This window comes from Spirochaetota bacterium (assembly GCA_004297825.1).
GTDB lineage: Bacteria > Spirochaetota > UBA4802 > UBA4802 > UBA5368 > FW300-bin19.
Map to the genome: position 1 here is coordinate 1 of SCSX01000084.1, position 16,639 is coordinate 16,639.

Consider the following 16,639-nt stretch of genomic DNA (forward strand, 5'->3'; position numbering starts at 1 on the left):
GGCGAGTATCTCAACCCCTACATCGAGAAGGTCGGGAAAAAGATCCTGATCATGTTCGACCTGAGCGAATGCACCTACCTGGACTCCACCTCGATCGGATTCATCGTGTCGCTTGCGCGCAAATGCGAGAAGTTTTCCCCCGAGCGCGTCGAGATCGTAAACCCGTCCCCCAAGAGCGAGGAGGCCCTCTCGAAGCTCTGCTGCCTGGACACGTTCGGGATCGTTCACGGCGCGAAGCTGCCCGGAATCCCCCTCTTCGAGCTTGAACCATCGGCGCAGGGATTCGGCAGCAGGAAGAACGTCGAGCTCATGTTCCGGGCGCATAAAAGTCTGAGCGAGCTGAGCGACTCCAACAGGGAGGCCTTCGCGGAGCTCCTCGCGGAACTCAAGGCGGTCCTGGATCGGGGGACCATGAGATGAATTTCACGGGAGCGTCAAAGGGCAGGGGGACGGATGCATGGCGCGTTCGCTGATACTCCACGGCAGGGTCCAAGGCGTGCTGTGCCGGCACTACTGCAGCCAGTACGGAAAGCTGATGGGACTTCACGGATCCGCCTCTAATCTGGAGGACGGAACGGTGCAGGTGCTGCTCGCGACTGAGGACGCGAAAAGGGCCGGGGAATACGCGCGGGCACTCGTCGATAACCCTTCGGGCGTGCGGTTTTTCGGAAAAATTGAGCGCGTGGAGATGGAGCCTTATTCGGGACCCATGGGCGGGGATTATACGTTTTAGGTCCCGCGCCCCTCAGCCTGAGAGCACGGGTTTGGGCATCTTGAGGCGCCTGCCGCGGATACGCCTGAACGCGCCCATGAGCCGCATGGAATCGAGCGATAGGAAATTGTAGTACGGGGTCCCCGCGATCCAGGCGTGAAATTCATTTAGATGTGCCTCGAACTGCCGGTCGAAGGACGCCCTCGATCCGCCGTGCGCCGCCTTCACCCTCGCCATGCGCCGTATGTCCCCGTCGAATCCCGGGCCGATATGATGCAATTCGTGAAAAATGACCCGGAGCTTTTCCTCCGGCGGCAGGTTGAAAAACCTGGGGAAGTAAAAATACACCACGTACAGCTGCTCGCGCGCGCCGCTCATGACGCGCGGCATCGTGTAGACGCGCCCCCGGTAGCGAAGCGTGGACGCCCCACCCTTGAAGCGCATCGGCACCAGCTTGCCGTAAATGGCGCCCCTTCCGCCCGCGCGGTTGGACGACATGCACACGAGCGTGCGCCCCGCGTCGATATGCGCGTACGCGGCGGATCGCGCGGCGATCTCCTGGATGATGCAGGTCAGCACGTCGGTGACGTTGATGGAATCGGCGACCCGCGGCGGGGCGAGGGGAGCGCTCATGGTCAGGGCTTTTTCTCCGCCAGGGAGACCAACTCCTCAGCGTGCTTCACGGAGAGCTCGGTAACCTTTTCGCCGGCGAGCATGCGGGCGACCTCGCGCACCTTTTCGGGGCGGGACAGAAGCTTCACCTGGGTCGTGACACGCCCGTTCGTGTTTTCCTTGAGCACCGAGAAATGGGAGTCCGACATGGCCGCGATCTGGGGCAGGTGCGTGACCACGAGCACCTGGCGTTCGGAGGCGAGGGACTTGAGCTTCCTTCCCACGACCTCGGCGATCTTGCCGCCCACGCCCGCGTCGACCTCGTCGAATATCAGGCTCTCCACGATGTCGGCGGCGAGTATTACCTTTTTAAGCGAGAGCATTATCCGCGACATCTCGCCGCCGGACGCGGCCTTGCGAAGCTGGCGCAAATCCTCGCCCGCGTTCGCCGAGAGCAGGAACTCGATCCGGTCCAGGCCGTGGGGGTAGAGCGCATAACGCTTGTTTTCGGTCTCGATCTCGCCGGTGTCGCTTATCTCCCGTTTGATGGAAATCCTGAACACGGTGCCCGCCATTCCCAGGTCCTTGAGCTCGCGCATGACACCTTCCTCGAGCGTCTGCGCCGCCTTGAGCCTCCTTGCAGAAAGGTCGAGGGCCGCCTCCTTTGCGGCCTTCACCGTCGCGCGGTATTCGGCGTTGAGCTTTTCGATCTGTTCCTCGGAGGACGAGAACGCCTCGAGCTCCCTCTTCGATTTGTCGTTGAAGTCCAGGATCTCGCGGATGGACCCGCCGTATTTTTTCCGGAGGCTCCCTATGAGCGCGAGCCGCTCCTCGACCTCGTTCACGCGCTCGGGCGAGAAGCTGATCGTCTTCTCGAAATCGCGCAGGCTCGCCGCGGCGTCCTCGAGCCCGTACAGCGATTCCTTCACGCTCTCGAGCACCCCGGATATCTTCGCGTCGAAATCCGATATCGAGGACAGGCTCGCGTCCACCTTCTTGAGCGCGGGAATGATCCCCCCGTCGCCCTTGAGGAGCGAAGCCGACGTCGCGAGCTCGCGGAAGAGCTTTTCCGAGTTCTGGAGGAGAATGGACTCGTTCTTGAGCGCCTCGTCCTCGCCGGGAACGAGCTTCGCCGTCTCGATCTCCCGGATCACGAACGAGAGATACTCGACCTTCCGTGCCTTCTCCTTCTCGTCCACCTCGAACGAGCTGATCCTGTCCTTGAGCTCCTGGAGCTTTTTATAGAGACCGCCTATGTTCTCGACGAGCGCGCCGTGGCCGGCGTAGCTGTCCAGGATCTCGCGGTGCTTGGCCACCTTCATGATGTTCTGGTGCTCGTTCTGGCCGTGTATGTCGACCAGGTACTCGCCGATCTCCTGGAGCCGGGAGATCGGGATTTGCGCGGAATTCGCGAAGCAGCGCCCCTTTCCGTTGGTGTAGATCTCGCGGCGCAGCACCAGCGTGTCGTCGTCGCAGTCGATGCCCGATTCGTCCAGGATGGACTTTATCTGCGGCAGCGCGGTCACGTCGAACACGCCTTCGAGCGTGGCCCGTTCGAAGCCGGATCGTATCTGGTCCGTGGTCATCTTGTCGCCCAGGACCCCGGAGAGGGCGTCTATGAGGATGGACTTGCCCGCCCCCGTCTCACCCGTGAGAATGTTGAGCCCCCGGCCGAACTGGATCTTCAGGTCGTCTATGATTACGAAGTTTTTTATGCGGAGCTCATTCAGCATGCGTGTTTCCTACTCGTTCAGGTTCCTGCCCCAGCCCAGCTTCCGGCGGAGTATCTCGTAGAAGTCCCGCTCGGGGTGGGGGATCAGGCTCACTTTAAGATGGGTTCCGTCGATAAGCACCTCGTCGCCGCCCACGATGGAAATCGCCTCCTGCCCGTCAATGGTGAGGAGCAGGTTCTCGAACGGGGAGATGATGCTCGCCTTCAGCGTTGTCGCGGAGGGGATCACCATGGGCCGCGCCGCGAGGGTGTGGGGGCAGATGGGATTTATAATATACACGTTGTCGATCGCGGGGCTCAGGATGGGTCCTCCCGCCGAGAGCGAATAGGCGGTGGAACCGGTCGCGGTGGCGATGATGAGGCCATCCCCGGCATAGCAGTTGAGAAAGCGGTTGTCGAGCTCCAGTTGTATCCGTATGGGACGCGAGAAGGCCCCCTTGGAAATCACCGCGTCGTTCAGGAACGGAGCCGTCTGGATCACGCGGCCTTCGCGCACATGCCTGGCTTGCAGCAGGGCGCGCGTCGCGATCGTGTACCTGCCCTCCAGCACGGGGCCTAGATATTTGAAGGCCTCCTCCTGGGAAAATTCGGTAAGGAAGCCGAGCCTTCCGCGGTTGATCCCGAAGAGCGGCACGTTCCCGGACGCGAAGAGCCGTGCGGCGCGCAGAAAGGTGCCGTCCCCGCCCACCACGACCACGAGCTTCGCGTCCTCGATGAATTCGCGGCCCCCGGCTACGTACCCGGCGAAATCGCGCGCCCTGAGCATGGAAAGCTCGGGCAACAGGGGTTTCGCCCCATGTGCTTCAAGGAAGCCGATCAATTCCCGAAGGAAGGGAAGGGAGGCCTCGTCGTCGGGCCGCAGGTGTATGGATACGGGGATGGTCATGGGACGCTTTTCAGGTACGACCAGCATGATATGTCACATGAGCGCGGCGTCAATTAAAAAACCCCGGTTTTCGTCAGTTCTTTTAGTCATAGCTGCGATACCACGGTCTCTATACGAATCTTCCGTTCAAAGTAAGGACAAAAAACACGGGGCGCAGGGCGGTTTTGCAGGCTTCTCCTACCAGGGCAGGAAGGCGCCGTCGCGGTATATGAGCTCGCCGTCGGCGAGGATCTCCCCGCCCCCGCGCATGTCCGCGATCAGGTCGATATGAACACCGGAGACGTTCTTCCCGCCCGTCTCGGGATAGGACGCGCCTATGGCCATGTGCACTGTCCCGCCTATCTTCTCGTCGAAAAGCATGTTCTTCATGAATCTGGTTATACCGGCATTTGTTCCGATAGCCGCCTCGCCGAAACGACGCGCCCCGGGCACCTCGAAGATGCGGTCCAGGAACTCCCTGCCCTCGCCGGCCTCCCAGCGCACGACCAGCCCGTCGCGCACCTCGAGCTCGACGTCGCGCACCTCCTGTCCCATGACGATCGCGGGAAAGCTGAACATGATCTTCCCGTTGACCGAGTCCTCGACCGGGGAGGTGAACACCTCTCCCGAGGGCATGTTCCTCCGGCCGTCGGAGTTGATCCATGTACGTCCCTTCACCGAAAAACTCACGTCGACGCCGGGCGCGCGGTAGTGGACGAGCCCCGCCCGGTTCAGCCGGTTTACCGCGCGCTCCTGGGCGTCATGGACGGCGCGCCACGCCGCGGCCGGGTCCTCCCGGTCCAGGAAGCACGCCGATTCCACGAACGCGGAAAGCTCATCGAGGGACATGCCCGATTCCTGGGCCTGGGCCTCCGTGGGAAATTCGCACAGGGTCCACCTGAGCGCGCCGGCGGCCGCGCGCCTCATGAACAGATCCTTGACGGGAGCCTGGGCCTCGCTCGCGGCGCGCTTCCTGTCCGGGTCGGCCGCGGCGAGCTCCTTCAAATTGTACGGCGCGCGGATGTTGAGGACGGCGTCATAGCGCTCGGTGACGAGCTGCCGGAGGGGCGATACGCGGGAAAGCTGTTCGGGACCGGCTTCGTCGAAGAATATTTTTTCCATTCCGGCGAGCTCGATCCACGTATCGGGATGGGCCCCCGCGCGCAGGGCGGCGCGGTATACCTCGCGGACGAGCGGCCCGGCGAGCGGGGTCGCATTGATCGCCAGGGCGTCGCCCTTCCCGAGCCCAAGGCAGTAATCGACGAGCAACGAAGCGTATTTTCGGTAATCCATCGCGGCGTGCCTCCCGGAAAAGTTGAACGCGCCCATGAAGGCGCGGAAACGCTTCCGCGCCTTCATGGGCGCGCCCGGTCGATCATTCGACCACGTCTATCACGATGAGGGTGAAATCGTCGTCAAGACGCGTCTGGGCACCTCCCCCCTTCCACGCGGTGACCGTTTCGAGCACGCGTTGGCTGAAATCCCTGCAGCCCATGTGCGCGCTTTCCTCGATGAGCCTGAAAAAGTTAGGGTAGCCGAAAAACTCGCCGGAGGCGTTGCGCGATTCGGGGATGCAGTCCGTGAAAAGTATCACGCGGTCCCCCTCGTCGATTTCGGTGCTCCGCGTCGTGTATTCGGAGGAAACGTCCACACCCAGCGGCCGTTCGTTCTGGCGTTCGTAGCGGACCTTGCGCTCGCGGCGCTTCATGACGATCATGGGGCAGTGGCCGGCGTTGGCATGGAGGATCCGCCTGTTGGCGAGGTCGAGCAGGCTGTAACAGGTGGTCGCGAACTGGCCGTGGGTATACGCCGACATGACGGTATTCATTCCCTTCATGAGCGTCGAAGGATCGCGTACGTCTTCCTTGTAGACCGAGTAGGTGGCCTGGAGCATCGCGCTCACGAAGGCCGCGGGGATACCGTGACCGGTAACGTCGGCGATGAGCACTCCCATCTCGGACGGGCCAAGCACGTTGAAATCGTAAAAGTCGCCACCCACCTCGTGCATGGGGCGGTAGAGCACGCTGGTCTCCAGTCCCTTCATGTAGGGCGCCTTTTCCGGGAGGAGCGTGCTCTGGATCTCCTGGGCCAGGCGCATCTCCCTCTGGAGCATGGAGAGGCGCTGGTGTTCTTTCATGGAGCTCTTTATGGTGATGAGGCTCCTCACGCGCGCGAGCAGCTCGGAGCGGTTGACCGGCTTGGTCAGATAATCGTTGGCGCCCGCCTCGATGCCGGTTACCATATCCTCGGCCTTGCTCTTGGCCGTGAGCATGAGCACGGGAAGCTCGTGGGGCGGATACTTCTGGCGGATTCTCTTGCAGACATCGTAGCCCGATACGAAGGGGAGCATGACGTCCAGGAGGATCAGGTCCGGCGAGAGCCCCTCCTCGAGCAACGCGAGGGCCTGGGGTCCGCTCGTCGCCGTCACCACCTGGTACCCCTCGAGGGTCAGGAAGTTGACGAGCACCTGGATGATGACCGGCTCGTCGTCCACCACGAGGATCTTCCTGCCCGAGCGCGACGCCTTTTCCGAGACCGTGGGATTGATAATCTCGCCATGCACGGACAGGGAGGGCGGCTCGGGAAGCGCGGCGCGCCCGGTTTCGGGCGGCTCGTGGGCGATTTTCTCGAACGAGCGCTTCAGGGTGAAATGGAAGGCCGAGCCCTTTCCCGGCTCGGATTCCGCCCAGATGGCGCCGCCGTGAAGCTCGACAAGCCGCTTGGTGATGGAGAGCCCCAGTCCCATCCCGCCGAACGCCCTGGTATCGGAGCCGTCCGCCTGCTCGAAATACTCGAAGATACCGGCGAGCCGCTCACGGGAAATGCCTATCCCCGTGTCCCGCACGGTGATGATCGTCATCCCCGGCCGCTCCGGGCTCTCCGAGGCCGAGATGGTGATGTCGCCCCGTTCGGTGAACTTGATCGCGTTGCCCACGAGGTTGACGAGCACCTGTTGCAGGCGGTTCCGGTCGCCGTACACGCGCGCGATATCGGGGGGGATCGTGTTGTGGAAGGCGATCTCCTTCTTCCGCCGCAGCGGCTCCAGCACCGAGATCACGAGCTGGCATATGGAATGAATGTTCACGGGTTCCATCGAAAGGATGATATCCTGATGCCTGAGCTGCGAAAAATCCAGGATATCATTCACCAGGTCCGAGAGCCGCCTGCCGCTCGCGGTGACGAGCGAGAGGTTGTGCCGGGCTTCCGGGTTGAGCTCGCCGGCGGAGCCTTCCAGGAGCGATTCGGCGATGCCTGTGATCCCGTAGAGCGGGGTGCGGATTTCGTGGGAGATATTGGCGAGGAATTCGTCCTTGAGCTCGTTCACGCGCCGCAGTTCCCTGTTCATGACCTCGAGACGGGCGATCTGCTGCTTGAGACCCTCGGCAAGATTATTGAAGGTCATCGCGAGGCTGCCTACCTCGTCGTGCGCCGTAACCTTTACCCGGTAGTCAAGGTCCCCTTTCTCGAATCGCTGGACGCCGGAGGTGAGATCCTGGATGGGTTTCGTGATGAGGTACCCGAACAGCAGGGCGAGGGCGCCCGCGAAGGCGATAATGACGACGAGAGAAAGGAGGACAATCGCGCGTATGCGGTATACCGGCTTGAGGGCGATACTGCGCGAAAAAATGAGGCGTCCGATGCAGAGCGAGGGGGTACGCGTGCCCGTTTCCAGGGAGGCATACTCGTAACAGGTGCCCTCGACCCCCGGCAGGGTCGTTTCGTTGGGCACGGGAAGCTTTTTCAAGCGATCAATCTCCGTGTTGTCCAGGCGGCCGGGGGCGACTTCTTTCCCCGCCAGTACGGTTGTCGAATAGCTCGCCAGCACCAGGCCGTGGAACTCCTCCCTTTTCGAGATGAGGATGGCATCCGCGTAGACCAGCCCGTATTCCCGGAGATTTTCGAGCATCGAGAGGGTGTCCTGTATATCGACGCGTGACGCCTCGATATCGCCCCCGTTCAGCAGCAGGGTGTTCGATGCCGACCGGGAGAGGATCCAGCTGTAATATTTGCCCTGCTGGGAAAGCGTGTCCAGGCTCTCGTTTTCCGCCTGGCTGAGTATGAACAGCCCGAAAGGGACGGTGGAAGCGACAATGATGAACACGAAAATGATTATGAGCTTATATTTTATTTTCATGAATAGCGTAAAAATCTTTACATATTCTGATTCAGTATACAGTATTAACCCAGGTGGGCGTTATTTCAACACTTTTATGCCAATAAAGGGCAGGGTTGAGCAACTTTTCTGCTTTACACGCGGGGTTCGATGAACGAAATTATTATAGAACTCGATCCACTCGAAGAGGTTCCACCCATGCAATACAATCTGGTTGAACACGCGGACTTCAATATTCTCGAAGTTGAAGATTACGTGAGTGTTTATAATATCGATGACTTCAAGCGTCTGCTGTTCGATGTCACGGGAGGCAAGCATAAGAACGTCGCCCTCGAACTCCAGATGAACGGCACCCACATGGATTCCAGCGTTATCAGCGCCCTGATATCGGCCCAAAAGAAGATGAAGGCGCTGGGGGGCCAGTTCGTGCTCCTCAACATAGCCGAAGAGCTCAAGAATATCTTTATCCTCGCCGGGCTAAGGGACTTTTTTACCATTTACAACAGCCGAAAGGAGCTCCTCTGATCCCTGGCCGGACTTCCCGCACACCATGATCGTCGCGATTCCCAGGGTCAGAGGCAGAATATCCACCTGGCCGTATCCATGCGCCCTGAGCCTTGCGGCGAGATCAACGGGATCGAAAAACGTTCCTATCGTCCCCGCCAGGTAACGGTAGGCGAGACGTTTCCCGGAAACAATCCCCCCGATGAACGGCAGCACCCTGGTGAGATAGACCGAATATAGTCCGCCCGCGAGCCGCGCGCGCGGCCTGGTAAGCTCCAGGATCACGAACACGCCGCCCGGTTCGAGGACCCGCAGGGTCTCGTCCATAAATGCGTCAAGGTCGGGGATGTTACGTATGCCGAAGGCCACCGTAAGGGCGGAAAACCGCGCATCGGCGAACGGCAGGACACTCGCGTCGGCAATCACGGCGCTTCCGGTGATGTTCCCCTTCGCGATTCCGCGGAGCACCATGGGGAGCGAAAAATCGAGGGAGACGGCCGATGCGCCGGCGCGGGCGAGGAGGCGCGAGACGTCGCCGGTGCCGCAGCAGAGGTCGAGCGCCCTCTTCCCGCGCATATCGCCCAGCAGGCGTACGGCTTTCTTCCTCCAGTGCGTGTCGATCCCGAGTGACAGGATGCGATTCAGCCGGTCGTAGGTGGGGACGATCGCGTCGAACAGGTCCCGGATAAAGCGCTTGCGCTCGCCCGGCGCGCGATCGTGGACTTCGTATTTTAAAAGGCTCAACGATCGAAGCCCCTGATTTCCCGGTAATCGGAGTCCCGTTCCACCGGTATCTTCCCCGCGGCGCGGATTACGTGTATGAGCTCCTCCCGATTGGTCTTCGCGCCCAGGCCGGTCGCCTTCACCACCACCTCCTCGGTGAGCACCCCTCCCATGTCGTTCGCGCCCATCGCCAGCGCGATCTGGGCGAGTTTGAGGCCCTCGGTAAGCCAGCCGGCCTGGATGTTCACGACGTTGTCCAGGTAGATGCGCGCGACGGCCACGGTCTTCAGATAGTCGATGCCGGTCGCCGGGGGGATATGCTCCATGCGGGTGCGGGCCGGCGAGAAGGACCAGGGTATGAAGGCGCGCAGGGCGCCGGTCTCGTCCTGGACCGCGCGCACGGTCTCCAGGTGGGAGATTCGTTCCGCGAGGGTTTCGCCCATCCCGTAGGTCATGGTCGCCGACGACTTCATGCCGTTATGCGCTATTGCACGGATGACGCCGACCCACTCGTCGCGCGTGAGCTTGGCCGGGCTCACCTCCCGCCGGATGCGGTCGATCAGGAGGTCCGATGCGCCCGGCATCGAATCGAGCCCCGCTTCCTTAAGCGCGGCGACGACCTGTTCCGGGGTGCGGTGTTCCTTCCCGGCGATATGGATCACCTCTGCCGGGGAAAAGGAGTGGAGATAGATTCCGGGGAAGCTCCCCTTTACCGCGCGCACCATTTCCACGTAATACGCAAGTGTGTATTCCGGGTGCAGTCCCCCCTGGAGCATCACCTGGGTCCCCCCGGCCGCGGCGAGCTCGCCGACCCTCGTTAAAATATCATCGAGGCTCATCTCGTAGGGCTCGATGGTGCCGGCGCGCGCGTGGTAGGCGCAGAAACGGCACATCGCATCGCAGCGGTTGGTGAAGTTGATGATCCTGTCGTGAATAAAGCCCACGCGCTCCGTGGGAACGGCGTGCCTGCGCCTGCGGTCCGCGGCCAGTCCGAGCGGGAGGATTTCCCATTCGAACAGGCGGAGCGCATCGTCCGCGGAGATCCGTTCTCCTGCGTCGATTTTACGAAGGAGGTTTTGATCGGCTTCGTTCATGGCTTTTATATGCGCACGGTTCGGTCGCGCTGCCGACCCGAGTATCGGCGAAAGCTCATACTCCCCCGGGGCCGGGTTTGCTTCAAGCATTTTTATGGAAGAGAGGTCCATTGGGCCGCTTCCACGAATTTCGCGGGGGGAGGTATAAATTGACGCGTATGTCCGGGCGGGCTATAATTATGGCGCCGGTCCGGACCGGCCCCGGCGGGTGTGCGGGGTTGCGAGCGGCATGGAGGACGAGGTGCGGAGAGCGTCGGGCGGTGAGCCCTTGAAAAAGCTGGTCCTGGTGGTCGAGGACGAGGCCGTGGTCGCCCTGGACATAAAGAACCGCATGGAACGCATGGGCTACCAGGTCCCGGAACCGGTCTCGACCGGGGAGGACGCGGTCCGATGCGCCGATGAGCTTCGCCCGGACCTTATACTCATGGATATACTTCTCGAGGGCCCCATGGACGGCATCCAGGCGGCCTCCCTTATCGGCGCGCGCATGAGCGTACCCGTCCTTTTTCTCACGGCGTCCAACGACGAGCAGACCCTCCGTCGCAGCCTTGCCGTGAACCCGTCGGGCTACCTCCACAAGCCGGTCGAACCCGCGACGCTCCGTTTCACCGTTGAGATGGCCCTCGCCAGGGGAGAGCTCGAATCGCGCCTTCGCGAGAGCGAGGAGCTCTACCGGACAACCATGGAAAATATCTCCGACGCGGTGTTCCTGACCGATGACCGGGGAGCCTTCGTCTTTATCTGTCCCACGGTCCACGTCGTGTTCGGCTACGACTATGGCGAGGTGTCGGGAATGGGCTCCATAGCCGCGCTCATGGGGGACGGGATTAAGCTTCATTTCCCCGGCCGCGAGAATGGCGAGATAACGAACCTGGAATACGAGATTACCGATAAACAGGGCGCGCGCCGCCTGCTGCTCGTCAATATCAAGCCCGTGGCGATCAGGGGGGCGACGATGCTGTTTACCTGCCGCGACGTAACGGAGCGCGCGCGTTCCGAGGAGGCAATGCGTCTGAGCGAGGAGAAATTCCAGCAGTTGCTCGACGAATCCACCGATCCCATTTTCAGCTTCGAGGAGGACGGATCCTACCGCTATGTCAACAGGGCATTCGCCGCGACGGTGGGAATGGATTCCGGGGATATCATCGGCAAACGGATATGGAATATCTTTCCGGGCGAGGAGGGGGACCGGCGCTATGCCGCGGTCGGGGCCTCGTTCAGGGACGGAGAGGTCAGGGTCATAGAGGTCCGTGTGCCGGGCCCTTCGGGCGATCTCTTCTTTATGACTTCGGTGAAGCCCGTACGTGACCACGCGGGAAACATTGCGACCGTCATCTGCATCTCGAAGGACATCACCCTGAGGAAGCGTGCGGAGGACGCGTTGCGCGAAAGCGAGGCGAGCTACCGGACCCTGTTCGATACCATGTTCCTGGGCGTGGTCTACCAGGATCGCGAGGGGCGCATCGTATCGGTGAATCCCGCGGCGGCCAAAATTCTCGGCCGGAGCAGGGAGGAGCTCCTGGGGCTCACCTCCGGGAACGCCGCGTGGAAATCGGTGCGCGATGACGGATCGGATTTTCCGGCGGATGAACATCCCTCGATGGCCGCGTTCAGGAGCGGCCGCGAGGTCCTGGACGTGCTCATGGGGGTATACAACCCGATTAAAAAGGAATACGCGTGGATAATCGTCAACGCGGTGCCCCAGTTCAAGCCGGGGGAAGAGACCCCGTTCCAGGTGTACACGACCTTCGAGGACATCACCTCGCGCCGTATCGCCGAAAAGGCGCTGCGTGAAAGCGAGGAGCGGAACCGCTCGCTCATAGACGCCAACCCCGACTTCATGTTCGTGATCACCGCGGAGGGCAGGATTATCGACAGCAACGTGGACAGGCTCCCGCTCCCGGGGAAAACCGGCACTCGTTTTTTAGGCAGGCTGGCATCGGAGGTGCTTCCGCCCGCGGTCGCGCAGCTCACTATGGAAAAGATCGCGCTGGTCGTCGAAACGGGAGAGATTGCCACCTATGACTATTTCCTGGACTTTGAAGGCCCCCGCCACTACGAGGCGAGGATGGTCCCCTACGGGAATAAGCAGGTTCTCGCCATCGTGCGCGACGAAACGGAGATGGTGCGCATGGAGCGGATGCTCCGGGGAGAGCGCGACAGGGCGCAGCAGCTTCTCGACATCGCGGGTGTCATGATACTGGCCCTGGACACCGATGCGACTGTCACGATGATCAACAGGCAGGGCCGCGAGATCCTGGGGATGGAAGAAAACGCGATCGTGGGATGCAACTGGATCGAGACCTTCATCCCCGCCGAGGACCGCGCGCGGGTCTGGGACGTGTTCAGGCGCCTGCTGGACGGCGACGGACACCGGAGCCCCTACGGGGAGAATCAGGTACTGTGCGGCGATGGATCGAAGAAGCTCATCGCCTGGCACAACACCCTGGTGCGTGACGCGGACGGACGGGTGTCCGGCTCGCTTTCCTCGGGGGAGGATATCACCGAGAGGAGAAAAGCCGAAGACGCGATCATCCGCTCGCTCGCGGAGAAAGAGGTGCTCATCAAGGAGATCCATCATCGCGTCAAGAACAACATGCAGGTCATATCGAGCCTGCTCGCACTGCAGTCGCACCAGGTGAAGGACGAGCAGGTGAAATCGCTGTTCAGGGACAGCCAGAACCGCATCTGGGCCATGGCGCAGGTGCACGAGCGCCTGTACCGGTCGGAGAACCTGGCCTCGATCAATTTTCATGAGTACGTAACGGGACTCATGCGGGAGCTCACCGCGACCTACAACTTCGATCCTTCGAGGGTGCTCATAGAGATTGGGAAGGAGGGGAACGTTATCGGCGTGGACGAGGCGGTTCCCTGCGGCCTCCTGGTGAACGAGCTCGTTTCGAACGCGATGAAGCACGCATTCGCCGGGGGCGTTATCGGCACCATCACCATATCATTTTCCACGGGCGATTCCGGGAGGAGACGGCTGGCGGTGCGCGACAACGGCCGCGGCCTTCCCGACGATTTCGAAACGCGCACGTCGGGATCCCTGGGGATGCGGCTCGTGCGTGCGCTCTCGACGCAGCTGGGAGGGGAGCTCTCCATCTCCGGCAAGGGCGGGACGTCGGTGGAGATCGTCTTCAAGGGCGAAGGGGCGCCATCTCCTTAACGCCGCTCGTAGTAGCGGACGGCGGGAACGTTTTCCAGGAGACCCAGCGATCCCGCCTCGCGGAAATAAAAATCCAGCGCGCCGTGCAGGTCCGGCGTGAATTCGAAACGCAGCAGCGAATAATAGGTGTCGATATCGTATGCGACGCTCGGGTACTTCGCGCGCGCGCGCGCGATGAGCGTCTCCCGCTCCGTGTGCAGGCACAGGAGCGATTTATTGTAGGATTCGATGACCCTTCGTATGTCGTCCATCCCGCGGGCGGCGGCGCGCGCCTGCACGGCGAAAACCGCGAAGACTACGGGATGTCCCGTCTTGCGCAGCCACAGGTCGCCCAGGTCGTACACGTAGGGGGTGGGTTCCCTTGAATTTTCCATGGCCTCGTTCCCGATCACGAGCGCCGCGTCTATGTCCTCGAGCGAGGGGGAGGGCGTCGTGGGCAGGTACACCGGCTCGATGCCGTAATATTTCCGGAGCAGCGTCTTCAACAGCACCACCGAGGTCTGCGACGCCGACGTGAGGCCAATCCGCCTCCCGTCCAGCTCTTCGATGGGGATGCGGCTCCACAGCACCACCGAGCGCACGTACCCCACCGAGCTCAGGCAGAAATCGGGAAGGACGAGGATGCGGTCCTGCATGTCGGCGTAGGCGGCCGACGAGATGGGGCTCATGTCCAGGGCGCCGCTCCGCATCATGTCGTTGAGCGCGCTCGGGTACGCCGGGACCACCTCGATGCCGGGAAGATGCTCCTTTTCGAGCATGTGGTAATAGAAGGGGTAGCAGTTGAGATAGTTGATGTATCCGAGCCTCATGATCCCGCCCTCCGTTTCACACAAGACCTGGATTCGGGTCGCGCACTTTTAGAAGGCCGTTGAAGGCGATGCGCAGTCCCTCGCGCACGGTATCCTCAATGGGAATTCCCATAATGCCCATGACGTTGCGCTGGTGCAGGAGGAAGAGCCCGTCCATGAGACCCCAGAGCGAGACCGTCGCGCGCGCGGTATCCAGGGGCAAAAACTCCCCGGACGCGATCCCCTCTTTAAGAACGGATTCGATGAGTCCCGTGAGCCCCGCCATCGCGGACTCGACGCTGCGCAGCATCGCGCGGTCGCGCGGAAAATCCTCCTGGCCAAGATGAAGGTAGGAGATGATCGAGTAGTAATCCTGGTGCTCCAGGTAGAATCTAAAGTAGGTGTCCGCGACGACGGTGAGCTTCGTTTTTCCCGCGGTGCCCGAGCGCGGCAGCGCCTCGCGGAGCATGTCGCCCAGGATCCGTATCCCCTCGATAGTGAGCTCGCGGTAGATCGCGGCCTTGCTCTTGAAATAAAGGTAGAAGGTCCCCGTCGCGAGACCCGCGCCCTCGGTGATCATCTCGACCGTGGTCTTCGCGTATCCCTGCTTTGGGAAAATGATCCTGGCGGAGTTCAGGAGCTTTTGCTTGCGGGCTTCCTTCTCCTCGACGGTTCGTGCGCGCTGTTTCATGGGCGTATCATAAATGAATCTTACTTCATGTACCCGCGTCGATGCGGTGCGTCAATGATTATTTGAAGGGGGAAGGAGAGGGGGCCGATATGCGTTGTGGCAATCATGGGACGCCTTCGTATGCAAGAACGCACACCATGAACGTGGAAGCGTCGTCAGCGAATTATCCGGACATCGTATTTCCGAAATTTCTCGTCACCGGTGACTATGACCGCCTGCTCCTTCAGGGCTGTTGCGATGATAAACCTGTCGGCGGGATCTTTGTGATGAAACGGCAGCTTGTTTGCCAGGCACAGGATCGAAACATCCAGAGGATACAGCGCTAAGGAATGCTTTTCCACGGCCAGATTGAACCATTTTTCTGCGTCCATGGGAAGGGTCAGTTGCTTGCGGGCGCATTTCAAACTGATCTCCCATGCCGAAATGGAGGACACGAATACAATTGACGCGTTTTCAATCTCCTGAAGCGCTAAAGGGGAAAGATCGCCGCTCCGGCTCACAAGCCAGAGCAGGGCGCAGGTATCCAGCACGATCTTCGACTCAAACATTTTCCCATTCCTCCTGGGTGGGTTCCGTGGGATCATACAGAATCCGTATGTTTTTTAGTTCCTTGTGGATTGCCGTCCTGCTTCCCCTGGGAAGCGGTACGATTTCGGCGACCGCGACGCCGTGCCGCATGATGATCACCTTTTCACCTTTTGTTTCAATGGTCCGGATCAGCGCGGAAAGCCTGGTCTTAGCCTCATGTATGCTTACGGTAATCATGACCGATCTCCAAAAAATATGATCTAATGGACTCAATTTAACCCAATAGACTATATTTGTCAAGCCTTTTGCCGGCTCGGCTGGAAAATAGAGTCCGGCATTCGGGTGTTCGAACCTGACGGATATTTCAAGGGCACGGTCCGTCAATGATTCTTTGGAGAGGGACGAAGGGGAGGGGGGCCGATACGCACGGCTGCAGTCGATGAGCGCGTTCGCGGGGAATTGCGCGGATGGCACACGTCGCTCAGTTCCAGATTCGCCGCACGCCCTTGTACAGGTCGAACTTCGCGTCGTCGCCCAGTATGTGCATTTTTTCACTCAGGGCGACCGCTACGATGAACCTGTCAAACGGATCCTTATGCTGTTCGTGCAATTTGAGCGATTCAAATTGAAGTATGTGGGCGTTATCCACGGGCAGCATGGTTATTCCCGCGTCTTTCGCAAGAATCATAACGTTTTTCAGGCCAATGGGAATGGTGAGCTTCCCAATGTTTATCTTAATCGCCAGTTCCCAGAAAGAAATCTGGCTTATGTAGATATCCGATTCGATGTCACGGTAAGCCCTGAGGGCTTTACGGCCGATTTTTTCGGCAGTGCCGCAGCCAATGTAAATGAGTACCTGGGTATCGAGCAGGTATTTCAAAGGTATTCCTCCATCCCCTCGATCGGGTCATGAAAGGAGGACATGTCTACATCGCACTGGAAAAAGCCCAGGGTTCTTTGCGCACGGTCATTTTCGGCGACCTGGGCGAATTGAAGTATGGGTTTGCCGTTTTTCGCTATTATGATCTTTTCCCCGGCCTGGAATTTTTCAATGAGCCTGGAGAGGTTCGTTTTTGCCTCATGAATATTGACGATCATGGTGCGCTA

Annotated in this window: 16 protein-coding genes; 3 read left to right on the forward strand and 13 right to left on the reverse strand. The window is 60.5% G+C overall.

Annotated elements, in window-relative coordinates:
* The first annotated feature begins 457 nt into the window (after positions 1-457).
* Positions 458-733 (forward strand): acylphosphatase, encoded by a 276-nt coding sequence (locus EPN93_18450; GenBank protein ID TAL31006.1) that lies wholly within the window; start codon positions 458-460, stop codon positions 731-733.
* A gap of 12 nt (positions 734-745) precedes the next feature.
* On the opposite strand, the gene EPN93_18455 is transcribed toward EPN93_18450, so the two are convergent.
* The 5 genes from EPN93_18455 to EPN93_18475 all read right to left on the reverse strand — a co-directional run bounded on the left by EPN93_18455 (position 746) and on the right by EPN93_18475 (position 8,056).
* Positions 746-1,345, reverse strand: a complete 600-nt coding sequence (locus tag EPN93_18455) for a hypothetical protein (protein TAL31007.1) — start codon at positions 1,343-1,345, stop codon at positions 746-748.
* Positions 1,346-1,347: 2 nt separating this feature from the next.
* A complete protein-coding gene (recN, locus tag EPN93_18460) occupies positions 1,348-3,057 on the reverse strand; it encodes a DNA repair protein RecN (protein TAL31008.1) in 1,710 nt (569 codons plus the stop codon).
* Positions 3,058-3,066: 9 nt separating this feature from the next.
* Positions 3,067-3,969 carry an NAD(+) kinase gene (locus EPN93_18465; GenBank protein ID TAL31009.1) on the reverse strand — a complete coding sequence of 301 codons (903 nt, stop codon included), beginning with the start codon at positions 3,967-3,969 and terminating at the stop codon, positions 3,067-3,069.
* A 150-nt stretch (positions 3,970-4,119) separates the two neighbouring features.
* Entirely contained in the window at positions 4,120-5,214 is a 1,095-nt protein-coding gene (locus tag EPN93_18470) for an aminopeptidase (protein TAL31099.1), read from the reverse strand.
* An 82-nt stretch (positions 5,215-5,296) separates the two neighbouring features.
* A complete protein-coding gene (locus EPN93_18475; GenBank protein ID TAL31010.1) occupies positions 5,297-8,056 on the reverse strand; it encodes a response regulator in 2,760 nt (919 codons plus the stop codon).
* Positions 8,057-8,185: 129 nt separating this feature from the next.
* Here EPN93_18475 and EPN93_18480 point away from each other — a divergent pair, with 129 nt between their 5' ends.
* The gene (locus EPN93_18480) at positions 8,186-8,560 is read left to right on the forward strand and encodes an anti-sigma factor antagonist (protein TAL31011.1); all 375 of its coding nucleotides are present in this window, start codon (positions 8,186-8,188) and stop codon (positions 8,558-8,560) included.
* Here the strand turns inward: EPN93_18480 and EPN93_18485 are convergent.
* Together EPN93_18485 and EPN93_18490 are read right to left on the reverse strand one after the other, a co-directional pair.
* A complete protein-coding gene (locus tag EPN93_18485; protein TAL31012.1) occupies positions 8,513-9,283 on the reverse strand; it encodes a ubiquinone/menaquinone biosynthesis methyltransferase in 771 nt (256 codons plus the stop codon). The genes EPN93_18480 and EPN93_18485 overlap by 48 nt on opposite strands.
* Complete coding sequence (locus tag EPN93_18490; GenBank protein TAL31013.1) at positions 9,280-10,467, reverse strand: CofH family radical SAM protein; 1,188 nt, start codon at positions 10,465-10,467, stop codon at positions 9,280-9,282. Before EPN93_18490 ends, EPN93_18485 begins: the two co-directional genes overlap by 4 nt.
* A gap of 118 nt (positions 10,468-10,585) precedes the next feature.
* On the opposite strand from EPN93_18490, the gene EPN93_18495 reads away from it, so the two are divergent.
* Positions 10,586-13,525 (forward strand): PAS domain S-box protein, encoded by a 2,940-nt coding sequence (locus EPN93_18495; protein ID TAL31014.1) that lies wholly within the window; start codon positions 10,586-10,588, stop codon positions 13,523-13,525.
* Here EPN93_18495 and EPN93_18500 read toward each other — a convergent pair.
* From EPN93_18500 to EPN93_18525, 6 genes are all read right to left on the reverse strand, one after another.
* Positions 13,522-14,334: a hypothetical protein gene (locus EPN93_18500; protein TAL31015.1), complete on the reverse strand. Its 813-nt coding sequence runs from the start codon at positions 14,332-14,334 to the stop codon at positions 13,522-13,524. The two genes, EPN93_18495 and EPN93_18500, sit on opposite strands and share 4 nt — an antisense overlap.
* Before the next feature lie 16 nt (positions 14,335-14,350).
* Positions 14,351-15,004 carry a TetR/AcrR family transcriptional regulator gene (locus EPN93_18505; protein ID TAL31016.1) on the reverse strand — a complete coding sequence of 218 codons (654 nt, stop codon included), beginning with the start codon at positions 15,002-15,004 and terminating at the stop codon, positions 14,351-14,353.
* 155 nt (positions 15,005-15,159) lie between these two features.
* Entirely contained in the window at positions 15,160-15,588 is a 429-nt protein-coding gene (locus EPN93_18510; GenBank protein ID TAL31017.1) for a type II toxin-antitoxin system VapC family toxin, read from the reverse strand.
* The gene (locus tag EPN93_18515) at positions 15,545-15,769 is read right to left on the reverse strand and encodes a type II toxin-antitoxin system prevent-host-death family antitoxin (protein ID TAL31018.1); all 225 of its coding nucleotides are present in this window, start codon (positions 15,767-15,769) and stop codon (positions 15,545-15,547) included. Before EPN93_18515 ends, EPN93_18510 begins: the two co-directional genes overlap by 44 nt.
* Positions 15,770-16,013: 244 nt before the next feature.
* Positions 16,014-16,418, reverse strand: a complete 405-nt coding sequence (locus EPN93_18520; GenBank protein ID TAL31019.1) for a type II toxin-antitoxin system VapC family toxin — start codon at positions 16,416-16,418, stop codon at positions 16,014-16,016.
* Positions 16,409-16,630 (reverse strand): type II toxin-antitoxin system prevent-host-death family antitoxin, encoded by a 222-nt coding sequence (locus EPN93_18525; GenBank protein TAL31020.1) that lies wholly within the window; start codon positions 16,628-16,630, stop codon positions 16,409-16,411. Before EPN93_18525 ends, EPN93_18520 begins: the two co-directional genes overlap by 10 nt.
* Between the last annotated feature and the right edge of the window lie 9 nt (positions 16,631-16,639).

Coding starts and splice junctions, on each gene's coding strand:
- EPN93_18505 (TAL31016.1), bottom strand. CDS start 15,004: ATGAAACAGCGCGCACGAACCGTCGAGGAGAAGGAAGCCCGCAAGCAA.
- EPN93_18500 (TAL31015.1), bottom strand. CDS start 14,334: ATGAGGCTCGGATACATCAACTATCTCAACTGCTACCCCTTCTATTAC.
- EPN93_18455 (TAL31007.1), bottom strand. CDS start 1,345: ATGAGCGCTCCCCTCGCCCCGCCGCGGGTCGCCGATTCCATCAACGTC.
- recN (TAL31008.1), bottom strand. CDS start 3,057: ATGCTGAATGAGCTCCGCATAAAAAACTTCGTAATCATAGACGACCTG.
- EPN93_18475 (TAL31010.1), bottom strand. CDS start 8,056: ATGAAAATAAAATATAAGCTCATAATCATTTTCGTGTTCATCATTGTC.
- EPN93_18470 (TAL31099.1), bottom strand. CDS start 5,214: ATGGATTACCGAAAATACGCTTCGTTGCTCGTCGATTACTGCCTTGGG.
- EPN93_18465 (TAL31009.1), bottom strand. CDS start 3,969: ATGCTGGTCGTACCTGAAAAGCGTCCCATGACCATCCCCGTATCCATA.
- EPN93_18495 (TAL31014.1), top strand. CDS start 10,586: ATGGAGGACGAGGTGCGGAGAGCGTCGGGCGGTGAGCCCTTGAAAAAG.
- EPN93_18515 (TAL31018.1), bottom strand. CDS start 15,769: ATGATTACCGTAAGCATACATGAGGCTAAGACCAGGCTTTCCGCGCTG.
- EPN93_18525 (TAL31020.1), bottom strand. CDS start 16,630: ATGATCGTCAATATTCATGAGGCAAAAACGAACCTCTCCAGGCTCATT.
- EPN93_18450 (TAL31006.1), top strand. CDS start 458: ATGGCGCGTTCGCTGATACTCCACGGCAGGGTCCAAGGCGTGCTGTGC.
- EPN93_18480 (TAL31011.1), top strand. CDS start 8,186: ATGAACGAAATTATTATAGAACTCGATCCACTCGAAGAGGTTCCACCC.
- EPN93_18490 (TAL31013.1), bottom strand. CDS start 10,467: ATGGACCTCTCTTCCATAAAAATGCTTGAAGCAAACCCGGCCCCGGGG.
- EPN93_18510 (TAL31017.1), bottom strand. CDS start 15,588: ATGATCCCACGGAACCCACCCAGGAGGAATGGGAAAATGTTTGAGTCG.